This window comes from Streptomyces prunicolor NBRC 13075, assembly GCF_000367365.1.
In the GTDB taxonomy this organism is placed as follows: Bacteria; Actinomycetota; Actinomycetes; order Streptomycetales; family Streptomycetaceae; genus Streptomyces; species Streptomyces prunicolor.
Map to the genome: position 1 here is coordinate 75,040 of NZ_BARF01000081.1, position 14,220 is coordinate 89,259.

The following is a 14,220-nucleotide window of genomic DNA, read 5'->3' on the forward strand; positions in this document are numbered from 1 at the left end:
CCCTCGCTTCTCCTCGCCTCTCCTCTCCGCTACTGAAAGTGAGGCTGCTCGTCGTGGCGGACACTGAGACCGCAGAGCGCGAAACCGCCCCCAGCACCAACGAGAACGACGACGCCAAGCGCCGCGAGACCACCGTCGACACCACCCCGGACGAGGCCGCCGAACCGGCCTCCACGCCCCGCTCTGAGCGCCGTGGACGCCCCCGCGCGCTCCCCCTGATCATCCACGGCGTGAACGTAACCGGAGTTGGGGTCGGCGCCCTGTACGCGGCGGTCGGCATGCCCGGACTGGCTGCGGCAGGCATTGCCGGAGCCGCTGTCGGTGCCGCGTGCCTGGCCGGGCGACGACGGAACACGGCAGCCGCCGCACGCCGGGCGACCGACGGGGCGAACCGGTCGGCGGGCGGCGGCGCCCGGCGCCCCGGTGGCGGCGGCCACGGTGGTGGCCTGGGCGGAGGCCGCGGCCTGAGCGGCCGCGGAGGCCGTGGCAACCGGGCCGGCGCAACGGGCAGTTCGTCCTCGGGCAGCCGCCCGTCCTCCGGCAGCGGAGGAGGGGCGGGACGCCGCCAGAAGGACGGACGGTCGACCGCGCCCGGAGGCGCTGGCTCCTCCAACCCCGGCCCGGGCCGCGGCCCTTCCGGATCCGGACCCGGCTCCCGAGGAGGCTCCGGCGGCGCGTCCGGCGGTGCCGGCTCCGGTGCCTCCAAGCGGCCGGCGGGCACTCGGTCAGCATCCGGAAAGGCGTGGCAGACTCTCCGGGGCTGGGCGAACAAGGCTCGCCGCCGGAATGCCGGAGGCGGAACCCCGGGCTCAGGGTCTGGGAACTCCGGCTCCACAACCCCCGGCGGCGGCAATGCCGGTGGCGGCACCCCGACGCCGACGGCGCCCGGGCGTGGCCGCCGGCTGTTGCAGCGTCTCCGCGGTGCCGCCACACGGCTGCGCCGACGACTCGCAGGCACCGGACAAGGCGCTGGCACCCCCGCCAACCCGTCGGCCAACCGGCTCTACCTGTTGCGCCGACGTCTTGCCCGCAGGATTGCCCACTGGGCCCGCTGCGCCGGCGCGGGCGCCCTCGCCGCCCTCGGCGGCCTAGCCACGCTGCCGGTCGGGTTCCTCTGGGGAGTCCTGCGCCTGCTGACCAACCACCGCGACCCGCTGGGCGGGTTCGCCTTCCCGGTCCGGATCGCCGGCCGTATCTGGCGCTTCTTCCTCCGCCGCTCCCGCGCCCGTCACGACAACGACGCCCAGGCGGACGCCCTGAACCTCAACGTGAACGACCCCCGAAAGGACTCCGACCCCGTGAGCGGAACCTCCATCGCCCCCGGCGCCACCGTGCTCGACGGCCAGAACAGCAAGTTCGCCCTCTCGATGAAGGCGGCAGCCGACGGCTACCTCGGCTTCAAGCCGACCAGCATGATGCACGTCGCCGCCGAGTACGCCGGCCTGCCCAACGGCATCCGTGCCGTAGCGGCAATCGTCCAGAGCACGGCCATCACCGGCGATCAGACGCTGCCGCTGTCCAAGCGCGTCGTCCACAAACTCTTGGAGGCGTACCAGGAGGCGCTGCTCGCCGCCAAGACCGCGGACACCATGGTCACCCTCTTCCAGACCCTCCACCGCTTCGATATCCAGCGGATCCTCAACCCGCGTACGAACGAGTGGATGTGGAACGTCACCCCGACGGGCGGCGAAGGCGCGGAGACCGCCATGTTCCAGCCCGGCCGGATCGAGGCCGGCTGCGTGCTCACGGCTGTCCTGTACCGCTCCTACCAGCCGGTGCACATGATGCAGCGGGGCAGCGAGATCGAGGGCATGGGCTACGGCCTGAAGGCCCTCGCCGACGCCGTCGACGCTCTGTGGAAGCGCACCAACGCCTTCTACCCGGTCGACGATCGGGTCACCGACGACATCGGCCGCGTCACGACCCGTCTGCAGACGGCGGCCCAGCACGCGGAGATGGCCGGAAAGCTGTTCCTGGAGGACCACAGCCGGGAGATCAGTCACAACACCCACCCGCGCAAGGGCCCGGCGGCCGAAGGCATGTGGAACGCCTCGCGCTGACCCGCTCGCTACGTACCCCCGCACGCGGTGGAGGCGCCCCCAGGACCTGGGGGCGCCTCCACCGCGTGCTCATCACCTACTCGCCCCGCACCCCGCCGTGCCCCGCGCGGAACTGGATGGAGAACTTCATGTCGATGCGTCACTGGGACTGGTCCGTGCCCAGCGGCGGACACCCCGCGTTCCTCGGCTACGCCACCGAGACCGCGGCGTCGATGGTCATGCTCGCTCCGCTCACCGGCCTGCCCTGGTACGCCTCCGCCATCACCCTGTCCAGCGCCGCCCTCGCCGGCGTTGCGTACGACGCGCGCCAGGGAACGACCACCACCACCCTCGTCACCCGTGTCGCCTCATGGTTCACCGCGACGATGTGGACCTCCTGGGCGTTGGCGTCTGCGCCGCTCGGCACGACCGGCTGGGCCTTCGGCGCCGGACTGGGCGCGATCGGCCTCGCGCTGAACGCCGGCGCGAGCCGCAGCGAGCCCACCCGCCAGGAGCGCAAGACGCTCCTGAAGCTGCGCCGTGCATCGGTGGGCATCCTCCGCGCCTGGGAGGACCGCCTCAACCGGGTCGCCCGGATCGAGGGCTGCGAGGGCATCGACATCAGCTGGTGGCCCGCCAAGGTCGGCTACACCGTCGAGATCAATCTGCCCGCCGGCGGAACCACCGTCGACGACCTCAACGGATACGGGCCGAAGCTGGCCTCCGACATGCGCCTGCCCGACGGCTGCGGCGTCGACATCTACCCCGGCGCCAACCGCGGGACGATCCTCGTCGAGGTCACCATCGAGGACGTCATGTCCAAGGACATCCCGTACCCGGAGGACTTCAGCGAACTCACCATCACCGAGCGGTTCCCGATCGGACTGCACCGCAACGGCCAGTACGCCCTCGGCGCGCTGTGCAACGACTGCGGGGTACTGATCGGGGAGACGGACGCCGGCAAGACGAACCAGCTGCGCGTCGTCACCGCACAACTCGCCCGGATGCCCGACGTGCTGATCTGGGCGATCGACACCACCGGCGGCGGCGTCGCCCTCCCGTGGATCACCCCCTGGGCCACCGAGGGCACTGCCGTCGCGCCGATCGTCGACTGGATCGCCAAGGACGACGACGAAGCCCGCCTGATGACCAACCTGGCCATCGAGGGCATCGCCGCCCGAAAGGCCGGCTACCAGCAGCTGATGAGGGAGAAGAAGACCGACAACAAGCTCCCCGTCAGCCACAAGATCCCCGCCGTCGTCATCCTCGTCGACGAGACCGCCTCCCTCCCGCAAGACGTCAAGGAGAACCTCGACCGCATCGTCAACGAAGGCCGCGCCATGCGCGTCCGTACCTTGATCTGCGGTCTGCGCGCCACGCAGGACGTCATCACGGCCGCCATGAAGCTCCAGGCCAAGTGGCGCATCGGCATGACCGTCAGCGACCCGGAGGAGCTGGCCTACCTCTTCCCCGGCTACATCAAGATCGACCCCAAAGACGCCCCGGTCGCCGGGTCGGGCTGGAACATGCACACGCGCCTCGGCCCGAGGAAGCCGTCGCCGTTCAAGGGCTGGCACATCCACGACGAACTCACCGACAAGGTGTGCGCGGCGACCGCAGGCCGGCGTCCGACGCTCGACGCGGTCACCCTGGACGTGCCCGCCGGCGCGGCCTACCCGGGCCGGTGGGCACGCACGCTCCCCGTTCTGTACAAGGGACAGCAGCTCACCGAGGCGGCACAGCGGGCCATCGACGAGGCTGGAGAGATCGTCGAGGCGGCGGCCGCCCTGCTCGCCGACCTTCCCGTGTCGGCCGCCGCGGGCGCCCCTGCCGCGGTCGCTGCACCTGCGGGTATGCCGTCGGGCTACGAGGCGTTCGGCGGCGGAACCGCCGAGCTGTTCGCCGCCGTCCAGGCGAACATCAACGGCGCGGTCGCCGGAGCGGACCCGGCCGCCGATCCGGTCAGGCTGGCGCCGACTGGGGTCGCTGCACCGGCCGTCCCTGTTCCCGCGCCCCGGATCGATCCCCGGGACCTGGGCTGGGAACTCCTCGTCGCCGCTGGCTCCGACGGCTACGAGCCCAAGCAACTGCACGCCGTGCTGGCCGACATGATGGACAAGATGCTCGGCGACGGAGCGAACGTTCCCGCGTCCCGGACCGTCGGCGGATGGCTGACCAAGTGGGCCCAGGAGGGCAAGGCCCTCGCGGACACCAGCGGGCAGTACACCCGCTACTTCGCCCGTACGACTCCCGCTGCCCCGCAGGGTACGGGGGAGAGCGGAGCCGAGGAGAACGTCCTGGAACTGCCCGATGGGCTGGACGGACCGCTCGTGCTCACCGCGGCCGAGCTCGTGGTCTCCACTCAGTTCGGCTCGACGTCCATGCTCCAGCGCAAGCTGCGGACCACCCTCGCCGAATCCGGCGCAGTGATGGAGGTCCTGCACGCGCTCGGCGTCGTCGGCCCGAGCAAGGGCTCTCTGGCCCGCACAGTGCTGGTGGCGCCCGCGGACTGGCCGGAGGCGCTCAGTAGGCTCTCCGGCGAACTCGGCGTTGAGCAGGCAGATTTGGAGTCCATGGGGCTGGCCGTCGCCACCTCGGGAGCGGCAGGGGAGTGATGCGAGGGTGGAGACACCGGAGGAAGAGATCGCCCGGCTGGAGGGCGAACGGCACACCTACAGCGTGACGTTCGCCAACACCTCGGAGACCGATCCGGTGACCCGGGCCCACCTCCAGCGCGAGATGGACCGGCGCACGGATCGCATCGTCGAGCTGCAGCAGCTCACGCCCCTCGGGTTCTTCGCCCGATGGGGCCTGCGCGCTGCCACACTCCTCGGCGCGTGGGGCGCGCTCGAGGTCGGGCCGTGGTGGGCCAAGGCGCTCCTCGTCCTGCTCGCCGGTTCCTTCGCCTTCCTCAGCCTCGGATAGCCCCACCGGTCGTCTCCGTGGCGACCACCCCGCCCGACCCGCCCGGCCTCTTCGGCCGGGCGGGTCTTTCGTTTGTCCGCACCCGGCAAGGAGCCCCCGTGGAGATCCACCCCCTGTCCCCTGACCAGCAGCAGCCGGCCGTCGACGAGGCGCCGACGCGGGCTCACAGCGACCTCGACGCACTGCCGTACGAGGAACTGGAGCGCATCCTGCGGGTGTTCACCGACCCCCAGGGCCCGCATCCGGATTCCCGCGTGCCCGCGCCGTACCTGCGGCTGACGCCGGATGTCCAGCGCCTGCTGGCGGACCAGATGTACATGGCCCGTGTCCGCGACCTGACGCTCCTGGAGGAGCAGCGCCTCCAGCAGCAGCGTGGACAGCTCGCCGCGGCGCCGCAGTACCTCGAACTGCCAGCCTCCACCGCTCCGCCGCAGAAGGCGCCGGCGGCGGCCGTGCCGGCGTTCGTGTGGAAGTACAGCGTGATCGCCCTGTCGACGGGCGGCGGAATCGCCCTCGCTGGGTACGGCGTCGGCGCAGCCGCCCCCGGCCTGGCCGTCGTCGACGACATCCTCACCGCCGCCGGCCAGTTCGTCATGTGGCTCGCCGTCCTGGCCGTCGCCCTCGGACTGGTCGTGTTCGGGCGCGGCAGCAGCAAGAGCACCGGCGGTTCGGTGATCAACATCCGCAAGGCGGTCTTCAAGCGGAACCGCTTCAAGGGCTGACGTCCGGGTGACCTGCCTCGCGCCCGGACCCGCCCTGCGGGACCTCGGGGGCGGGACAGGCCATCCGGACCTGAACCACCACCACTCAAACCGATCGGACAACACCCGTGCCGACCCAAGAGCTCGAACTGAAGAAGCCCCCGATGTCCGGGAACCGCGGAAGCCGACGAGCAGCGTTACGCCGGCGGTGGACCGCGGCATGGTCCGACGGCGGCGTTCTGCACCGCCGGTGGGAGGACCTGCGTGCCGCACCCCAAGCGGGCTGGCACGGGATGGCCAACTGGATCAAGGCCGTCCTCGCCGCGACCGTGACAGCCGTCTTCGTCCTGCTCATGTCCCACGCCGGAACGGCCGTGTTCACGGCCGTGCAGCAGATGCTCGGCGCCGTCCCGGCCGTTGATGGCCCCGGCCACGTCGTCGCCGCCGTCCGCGCCACCCTCACCGACCCGGTGCACTCCTACCTGGCCGACCACAGCAAGGCCCTGCCCCTGACCGAGCCGGTTGCGTACGCGCTGTGGCAGGCAACCGGGCTGACCGCGCTCGCCGGCGGGTGCCTCACGCGCAACAACGCACTGCACATGACCTGGGTCGGATGGGGGGCCGTATCCGTCGCGATGATCTGGTCGGCGACCCCGGACAGCGGGCGTCCGGTCGCGGCCGGCGCCGCAGCCCTGGCCTGGTGCCTGGCCTCCACCCTCGCCCTGCGCGGCCTGCCCCGGCGCCGCACCTCCACGCCCTACGGCACCGTCGCCGTCTACCAGCCCCACATCACGGTGCACCTGCCGCCGGCCACGGCCTCCACCGAAGCCCGCAGCCACCCGAACACCTGAGCGCCGGCGCCGCCCACCCACGGCGAACAGCGCGGGGGGCCGGGCCCCAAAAGGCCGGTCCCGCCTCGCGAAATCTGTCCACAGCCACGCCGCCGTAGCGTCAGGCAGGAGACCACATTGCGCACCCGACCCATCCCACATCGCCGCCCCTTACGCACTCGGCGCCCCAGGCTGTCCGCCCGGCGCGTCCGGGCCGCGAGGGACCGCGCCACGCGCCTGGACCAGCGATTGGACGCCACCATCACCAGCCTCGAAGGTCAGCTGAGCCGCTGCGACGGCAAGGCGAATCTCCTCCTCGCCTTCAACGGCGCCGTCCTCCTCGTCGGCGGAACGCCCGCCGGAGGGAAGGGTCGTCTGGTCCTCGTCTTCCAGGCGCTGAGCGCCTGCGGACTGCTGGCGGCGATCAGCTTCGTGCTGCTGGCCGTCTGGGCACGGACACGCCCCTCCGGCCGTACGGCGTGGCCCTTCTGGGCCCTGCTGCCCGCCGGCCAGATCCGCGACGTCCTCGCCGACGACCGGCGCGCCGAGGACGTCGGCGCCCTCTCCCGCCTGCTGCGCACCAAGTACCGGCGCATCAACGCCTCAATCGCCCTCACGCTCGTCGGCCTGGCCCTCGCCCTCACCGCCAGCTGGACCAAAGCCCTGCTGTGACCGACCGCCCGACGCGGCGGACAGACCCTCACCTCAAAGGACCCTCATGTGCCTCCTCTGCCGCGCCCTCGGCGCGCTCGCCGCGTCCGGATTCGTCCTACGCACCGTCCAACTCGCCTTCTTCGCAGCCGTCTTGACGATCGTGATCGCGCCTGCGCGCGCGATCCTGATCACCGTCGAGGACACGTTCGGCGCCGCCGGCCTCGGTGTCGCCCTCCTGGCCGCGGCCGCGGCCACCGTCCTGGTCGCGTGGAACGGGACGCCGTCCTGGAGCCTGGCCACCGCAGGAATCGCGACGGTCGCCGTCGCCGCCCTCGTCCTGTACGCAATCGCGGTCGCCGGGTCGGCCGCGGCGCAGCCCGTATCCCACGCGACCTCCAGCCCGGAGGGCCGCTCTCTCCTCCTCTCGCACTGACCGCTGTCTGTCCCGCCCCAGCGCCATCGCGGGACGGGGCGGAGAACGGTCGGCACGGAAAGGACCATGATGATGAACTCGCTCGACGGACAGCCGCCGGTGATTCCGCCGGTCTGCTACTGGGTTGAGGAGGAGGGCGGCACGCGCTGGCTCGTTCCGGGCTGCATGTCCCGCATGCACGACCCTGATATCGAGCGCTGCGACTGTCCGGTGCTCGCGGAAGAGCTGTCCGCCGTGCGGCGGGCGAGGGATACGGCGCGGCGCGACTACCGCGGGCTGAGGTGGTGGACGGACAGCATCCTCGCTGCGGTTCACGCCCGCCCCGACGGCATCGCGATCATGAAGAGCGCGGCCGAGCGAGCAGTCCAGGACGCCCCGCACTCACCGCGTTGACTCTTAAGGCTTGCGGACGTTTACCTTTGTGTTGTATAGTCTTAAGAGTCGCATTGGAGCAAGGGGAGACACGTGAACACCGCCGACGAGCTCAGCCGCCAGTACGTCAGCCTCCTCGGGGTGTCCGAGCACGCTGCGTCAATGGCCGCCAACCTCTACCTGGCTATCAAGGCCACGAAGGACCATGTCGAGGCACAGCAGGAGTTTGCTCAGGCGCTCCAGCGGATCGCCCACAACGAGCCCTGGGCCGCAGAGATGGTCTGCAAGATCGCCGAGCTGCGCCCGTCCGCATCGGACCATGTCTCTGCCGCCACGAACAGCACGACCGGCGAGGGCGACCAGCGCCACACGCCGTTCCTCGCGAACATCACCTGCCCCAACGGCCGTGTGACCGTGACCGTCGATCCGGCCGCAACCGTCGCGCGCGCCACGGTGCGCAGCACCGAGAGCACTGGCCGCTGGGCCGATGCCGCCCGCCGCGCCACCATCCGTCTGGTCGGCAACCGTGTCACCGTCGTCGTCCCGGAGCCGGAACCCCTCATCAGCCACGGCACGACCTTTCACTCCGCGTACGGCAGCTCGTACTACTTCGGCGACCGGGTGACCGTCGCCGGTGATTTCCACGTCGGCGACCGCGTCACGAACGTCGGCCGCATGAACGCTGGGGAAGACGGAAGCAGTCGGCTTGAAGTCAACGTGACCCTCCCCTTGGGCTCGGGCGTCACCATGACGACCCGCAACGCGGACCTGATCATTCACGGTGCACTCGCCGAGCTCGACCTGACCACACTCAATGGCGGCCTGACTGCTGGCGTCCTCGGATCCGTCACGGTCCGTGGCCACAACGGCTCCCTCACCATCTCCGCGGTCCAGGAGTCGGCCGACATCGAGACGCATAACGGCCGGACGACCATCACGACCTACAGCGGCAGCGACGCCAGGATCATCAGCCACAACGGCAGCATCGGGCTCACTGTCGCCCGTACGGCCAGAGGCCGTATCGAAGCACGCTCCTACCAGGGCGCCGTCACTCTCCACGGCGTGCGTGGCCGCTACGACCTTTACGTCGACGCCCGCAACCGCTACGGCACCGTCCCCACGTACTGACTCCGCTCGGCACACCTGGCCGACTCGGCAGCAACACCACACCGCATGTCCGCCGCGCTGAGCGCTGGCGCGACGACCTTCGCGACATCCTCAATCCATTGGGAGACCATCCGTGTTCGGAGGCTTCAGCCCCGTCACCCTGTTCCTGGCCGCGACCACCATCGCCGCCGCTGTCGCCGCTATCCGGATGGCGGTGAAGCGGTGATCCCCGACCTTTCGTCCTTCGACGCTGGAACACTCGTCTGTGCTGTTGGCGCGGCCGGTTCCGGCAAGTCCACGCTCTTCTCGACGATGCCGGAGAGTTCGATCGTCTGCCTCGACGAACTCAGATTGCGTCTGGCTGACGATGCTGGCAACCAGCGCGTCACCCCGCAGGCCGTGCGGATGCAGAACCTCATCCTGCGTACACGGATGGAACTCGGCCTGACCACGGGCGTCGACTCCACCAACGTGGAGGAGCGTGTGCGGGCCACCGTGCTCAAGCCTGCCCTCGCCCACGGTCGGCGTACGGTAGCCGTCGTCTTCCTCACCCCCCTGGAAACCTGCCTCGCACGCAATGCGCTGCGCCCCGCGAACACCCGCGTGCCCGACGACCGCGTTGCCTGGCAGCACCGCCAGACGCCTCGGTCAGCCGCGCGTCTGCGCCGGGAGGGGTTCGCCGAGGTCTACTTCGTCGGCGTTGCGGACGCTGCATCCGGAAGGGGGGCCTGATGCGACGGCGTGCGGTCACCGGCCTTCTGCCCGAGCTCGGCGCAGAGCCCGCGTACCCCGAGTTCGAGGAGGTACGTGAGCAGGCGCGGCGCAGCGGCCGTGGGCCTCTCGGCATGGACACCATCGGTCGCATGGAGGAGGTCGCCGCTCGTCGGGGCGGCGACTGGTGCACGGCCGTCCTGGGCCGCGGCTTCCCCGGCATCCGGCACGTCTCCACCGTGGATGGGTGGATGCTGATAGTCGCGGACGAGCGGGGGCTTGAGCCGCCCCTTCCGCCCCGGATCGTCAAGGAGCGTCAGGCGGCGGAGGAGCGGCGAGTCGGGCGCGAGCGGGCGGCCGTGGCCGAACTGAACATGGCCAAGGAGGCATGGCGCCAGCTCGCTGTGAAGGCCCCGGTTCCGCTCACCGTCCACGAAAACACCCGCCACACCGGAGCCGATGGGGCGCTGCGGCACATCGTGGCCGCGGTTGACCTCCTCTCCGGCCGTAGCCGAAGGCACACGGCGGACATGGGCTTGTGCGAGACGCCGGAGCGGTCCAACCCCCTGCACCTGGGCGGCGCGGTCGACCTCCCGCCCACCTGCGGGCGTTGCCAGGAGTTCGTCGCCAAGGTACGCACTCTCGATGCACCCGCCCCGCCCACCGCAGTGGAAGCGAGGCTGCTCAAGCTCATCGACTCCGGCGTCGTGCTCACGCTGCGGCCGGCACGTGGCCAGCCGACGATTCGCGACACCAGCCGGCGCAGCCACGGAGTGGCCTGGGGGCACCTCGGCCGGAAGGTCGACACCGCCGTCACGAAGCTCCAGGCGAAGGGGTGGGCTCAGGAGGATGAGAAGCCCAGCAAGACGGACACCGGTCAGTACGGGCACCGCTGGTGGTTGACTGATGCTGGCACTGCGGCTCTGGAGGCCTGAGCGTGGTTGCCAGGATGACTATCGCCCAGTATCAGGCGCTGATTGGGCGCCGCGGCGGGGCCCAGGCCGTCCAGCCGGCAGCGGCGGAAGTGCCACGGGAGAAGCCGGCCCGGAAGAAGGCTCCCGTGCACCCGGGGCCGCCCTCCTTCCCCGAGCCGCCCGCTGTTGGTCCGTTGCTCGCCGGGCTCTCTGGAGTCGGCTACGTCGAAACACTTCTCATGCCGTACTCCGAGGACCTGCTGACCAGCAATCAGCGGCTTCACCACATGGCCTATCACCGGCTTCGGAGGCAACTTCGTACGGACGCCGCCCGCTTGGCCATGGCCAAGCGCCTCCCCCGTCTCCAGCGTGCGGCGATCTTCTACGTGTTGCACGCCCGGCCGATCACTCGCAAACGCGACCCGGGCAACTGGGCGCCCACGGCCAAGGCGTACGTCGACGGCCTGGTCTCCGACGGAGGACTCCTGCCGGACGACAACCACGAGCATCTGCTGGGCCCCAATCCCGTGATGGGATCCCCGGTCACGACCGGATTCGCACGCCTGTCGCTCGTCATCGTGGAACTCACGGAGCCCGTGAACAGCCAGAGCGCGGAGTCCGTTGCGACGTAGAGCCCCGTGCACGAGCACGGGCCCGAGTCCCGCCGCTCTATCACGAGCCCTCTCAGGAAGAGATCGCCGACAACAACAGGAACCACCCCGACCCGACAACCAACGCCCTTCAACCGCCACCACCACAACGAAATGGATCCGATGCTCCAAACCCCTGCCATCCGCTGCCCGCGCTGCCAGGGCGCGCACTTGGTCGCCAACCTCATCCGCTACCCCTGCGGCGCCACGGACGTGGGCTCGCTGGCCTGCACCCGCTGCGCCGCCACCTGGGACGCATTCGAGACGCCCGCCCACGCGGGACCCAACTACAGGGAGGCCTACGATGCCGCCCCCGACCTGTTCGACGAGGAGTACGCGCTGCTCGTGCTGACCGAGAACGTCAAGGAACGCGCCCACGGCACGTGGACCGGTGCCAGACCGGCTGTAGAGAGGTGGGAGCACCGGGAGGTGCTGCTGCGGAAGTCCGCGTGGCTGGACCGAGCGGCTCACAGGATCGAACTCGACTGGTACCGCCGGGCGTTCAATGATGAGGAGGTCGACCAGGCAAACATGCATGCGGTCGCGGCCGCAGTGGGGCTCCTCGCGTTCGACACCAGCCACCTCGGGCAGCACACGAACGGCAGCATCCGCGCCGACAGCACGTTGTGGAATGGCCCCGGGGGAGCTCGGGCGTATGTCCGGCAGGAGTACCTCGATTGGCGCGAAGCCGAGGAAGAGGAGGCCGACCGCGGGGAGTTCGAGGCCCGGCGCGGGCCCGACGGGGATCTCTACGGTCCGGACGGCAGGGCGCTGTGAGGCGGCCCCCGCGTGAAGACACTCGACAGGAGCGCGGCCAGGACGGCGGAGTCCCGCGAGAGGCCTGCGAACGTGTCCTGATCCTGACCGTCGGCGGATACCTGCGATTGCCCGGACACTACCGGACGCCTCGGGGGGCATGTGATGAGCGAGGTTGAGGAGGCGCGCCAGGTCGGAAGGGTGTTCGAGGCCAGTTGGGACGACCATCCGACCTGGCGGGGCGGTCGGCCGTTTGCCGACCTCGCCACCGCCCAGAAGATCACCGAGGGGACGTACACCGAGGACCTCGACTCGGTCGGCGTCCTGACATGGCGGCAGCGGTCCGAGGAACTGTGGGAGCTGACCGACAACGGCAATCCCACGCCGGTGGCGATCGAGGCACGTGCCCTCTACGGATGTGCGGAACATCCCGGTGCACTCTCGGACGAGGAACTGCTCGCACTGGCCACGGAGTTCCGTGTCCCGATTCCGAACCGCGCGGTCGGCGTCTATGGAGAGGTTGTCGTACGTCCCGACCGCCATGGCGACCGGTGGGCCATCACCTACGGCGCCGCAACGGGACTTCAGGTGTGGATCGACGGTACGTGGCGCCGGGTCAGCGAGGTCGGGGGCAGGGCCGCCTACACCCTCACCCGGGGGGAGGCGGTCACCCTTGCCCATCAGATCGCCGACCTCGAAGGCGTCCTGCACGAGGTGACCGTGGGCAGTGCGGACCGCACCTGGCATGCCGGCGACGCCGACAGCACAGCCGTCTCCCATCTACTGATGGCCGCCGTGAGCACTTTCCGCTCTGCCACCGGGTTGACGGAGTACGACAGCGACCTGTGCTGGGACGCGATGGTCCTGGTGCTGGCGACCATGGCGGAGGAGGAGACCGCTGGCTATCCCGAACGCCTGGCGTTGTTCGCCGAGCAGCAGGGGGAGCGTCTCCGGCAGGTCTACCGAGAGTTCGGTCCCGGAAGCCCACTCGCCGGCCACGGGCGGTACACGCTGGTGGGCGAGCCGGTCAGCGTCGCGCTGTTCGAACGGCTGGACGCGGTGCCCCAACTGCTCCTTGGGACCCTTCAGGGGGAGTTGCCCGAGGTGTGGGTGGCCGATGTGGCCAGTGCCTGGGGCGCACACTGTGCCTGACGAGGCACCACAACAGCGAGGCCGGGCCCTGGAGTTGTCCAGGGCCCGGCCATCGTCAAGTTCGGCCAGCTTGTGGCGGCCTAGTACCAGCCGGAGATCTCAAGACTCAGCTGGGCCGCGGCCTCGACCGTTGCTTCGATGTACTCCTCCGGCGCGTGCGGCATCACGTCGAAGGGCTTGAGCAGGAGGACGGCACCCACGATGGAGTCCTCCCAGACGATCGGGGCTGCGACTGAGTTCCAGCGCGCCATGCACTCCTGATAGCCCAAGGCGAAACCCTGGTCGCGTACTTCGGCGAGCGAGGCCCGCAACTCTGCGACATCCGTGATGGCGCCGGGCCCTGCCTCATCGGGAAGCTGTTCCTGCAGAACCGTTTCCTGGACCTCTGAGGAGAGGTAGGCGAGGATCGTCCGGCCGGAAGCGCCGGTGCGCAGGCTCCGGTTCACCATCAGGACGTCGCGGGCGGACATGCCGAGTTCGTCCAGGCCGGAGTCACCGACCGACATCGCCAGGCAGTTGCGGGACGGGAAGAGCTGCGTCTTCGTGTAGAGGAAGACCAGGCCGAGATCGGTCTTCAGGCGCAGGGTGTCGAGGATCTGCTTGACACGCCTGTCGTCGCTGAGCTGCTTGTTGGCGAGGGGGTGGAGGCCGATCTCGGCGGTCCCGATGCCCGGCGCGTACCGGCCACGCTCAGGTCGGACCGCGAGGCCCAGGTAGACGAGCCGGGCCAGTATGCGACCCACGGTTGAGTCATCCAGTTTTGTCCTTGCGGTGATCTCGGACAGTTGGTGCTTCCCGGGGCCCATTTCGGCCAGCGTCTGCTGGACCAGAATGACGCGGTCTGTGTGCGAGTTGCCGGCCCGTCCGCGGCTTGAGCTCATCCCATTCTCCTGCCCCTTGCCCACACTGCCGTAGGCGTATCGTCCCTGCGCGCCGGAGGCGTGCGTGCCTCCGGCAATTGCCAACCTCCAGGGAT

General features: G+C 70.2%; 15 protein-coding genes. 14 read left to right on the forward strand and 1 reads right to left on the reverse strand.

Features of this window, described 5'->3' with window-relative positions; genetic code table 11:
* Positions 1-53 precede the first annotated feature (53 nt).
* From SPR02S_RS65115 to SPR02S_RS34015, 14 genes are all read left to right on the forward strand, one after another.
* Positions 54-2,060 carry a hypothetical protein gene (locus SPR02S_RS65115; RefSeq protein ID WP_245607665.1) on the forward strand — a complete coding sequence of 669 codons (2,007 nt, stop codon included), beginning with the start codon at positions 54-56 and terminating at the stop codon, positions 2,058-2,060.
* Positions 2,061-2,188: 128 nt separating this feature from the next.
* The gene (locus SPR02S_RS33950) at positions 2,189-4,654 is read left to right on the forward strand and encodes a DNA translocase FtsK (protein WP_306305750.1); all 2,466 of its coding nucleotides are present in this window, start codon (positions 2,189-2,191) and stop codon (positions 4,652-4,654) included.
* 7 nt (positions 4,655-4,661) lie between these two features.
* The gene (locus SPR02S_RS33955) at positions 4,662-4,964 is read left to right on the forward strand and encodes a hypothetical protein (protein WP_019061488.1); all 303 of its coding nucleotides are present in this window, start codon (positions 4,662-4,664) and stop codon (positions 4,962-4,964) included.
* Positions 4,965-5,062: 98 nt separating this feature from the next.
* Entirely contained in the window at positions 5,063-5,686 is a 624-nt protein-coding gene (locus SPR02S_RS59135) for a hypothetical protein (protein WP_052347096.1), read from the forward strand.
* 143 nt (positions 5,687-5,829) lie between these two features.
* Positions 5,830-6,516, forward strand: a complete 687-nt coding sequence (locus tag SPR02S_RS56865) for a hypothetical protein (RefSeq protein WP_158697913.1) — start codon at positions 5,830-5,832, stop codon at positions 6,514-6,516.
* Between the two features lie 228 nt (positions 6,517-6,744).
* Entirely contained in the window at positions 6,745-7,167 is a 423-nt protein-coding gene (locus SPR02S_RS33970) for a Pycsar system effector family protein (protein ID WP_019061490.1), read from the forward strand.
* A 46-nt stretch (positions 7,168-7,213) separates the two neighbouring features.
* Positions 7,214-7,582 carry a hypothetical protein gene (locus tag SPR02S_RS33975; RefSeq protein ID WP_019061491.1) on the forward strand — a complete coding sequence of 123 codons (369 nt, stop codon included), beginning with the start codon at positions 7,214-7,216 and terminating at the stop codon, positions 7,580-7,582.
* Between the two features lie 66 nt (positions 7,583-7,648).
* On the forward strand, positions 7,649-7,975 hold the full coding sequence (locus tag SPR02S_RS33980) for a hypothetical protein (protein WP_019061492.1): 327 nt from the start codon (positions 7,649-7,651) through the stop codon (positions 7,973-7,975).
* Positions 7,976-8,047: 72 nt separating this feature from the next.
* Positions 8,048-9,082 carry a DUF4097 family beta strand repeat-containing protein gene (locus SPR02S_RS33985; RefSeq protein ID WP_019061493.1) on the forward strand — a complete coding sequence of 345 codons (1,035 nt, stop codon included), beginning with the start codon at positions 8,048-8,050 and terminating at the stop codon, positions 9,080-9,082.
* A 45-nt stretch (positions 9,083-9,127) separates the two neighbouring features.
* The gene (locus SPR02S_RS56870; RefSeq protein ID WP_078623083.1) at positions 9,128-9,793 is read left to right on the forward strand and encodes an AAA family ATPase; all 666 of its coding nucleotides are present in this window, start codon (positions 9,128-9,130) and stop codon (positions 9,791-9,793) included.
* Positions 9,793-10,707 carry a hypothetical protein gene (locus tag SPR02S_RS34000; RefSeq protein WP_019061496.1) on the forward strand — a complete coding sequence of 305 codons (915 nt, stop codon included), beginning with the start codon at positions 9,793-9,795 and terminating at the stop codon, positions 10,705-10,707. The genes SPR02S_RS56870 and SPR02S_RS34000 overlap by 1 nt, the downstream gene beginning before the upstream one ends.
* A gap of 14 nt (positions 10,708-10,721) precedes the next feature.
* The gene (locus SPR02S_RS56875) at positions 10,722-11,318 is read left to right on the forward strand and encodes a hypothetical protein (RefSeq protein WP_158697914.1); all 597 of its coding nucleotides are present in this window, start codon (positions 10,722-10,724) and stop codon (positions 11,316-11,318) included.
* 141 nt (positions 11,319-11,459) lie between these two features.
* Positions 11,460-12,113: a hypothetical protein gene (locus SPR02S_RS34010; protein ID WP_106437076.1), complete on the forward strand. Its 654-nt coding sequence runs from the start codon at positions 11,460-11,462 to the stop codon at positions 12,111-12,113.
* Between the two features lie 144 nt (positions 12,114-12,257).
* A complete protein-coding gene (locus tag SPR02S_RS34015; RefSeq protein WP_019061499.1) occupies positions 12,258-13,244 on the forward strand; it encodes a hypothetical protein in 987 nt (328 codons plus the stop codon).
* 80 nt (positions 13,245-13,324) lie between these two features.
* Here the strand turns inward: SPR02S_RS34015 and SPR02S_RS34020 are convergent, their stop codons facing one another.
* Entirely contained in the window at positions 13,325-14,125 is an 801-nt protein-coding gene (locus tag SPR02S_RS34020; RefSeq protein ID WP_019061500.1) for an IclR family transcriptional regulator, read from the reverse strand.
* Positions 14,126-14,220: the final 95 nt, after the last annotated feature.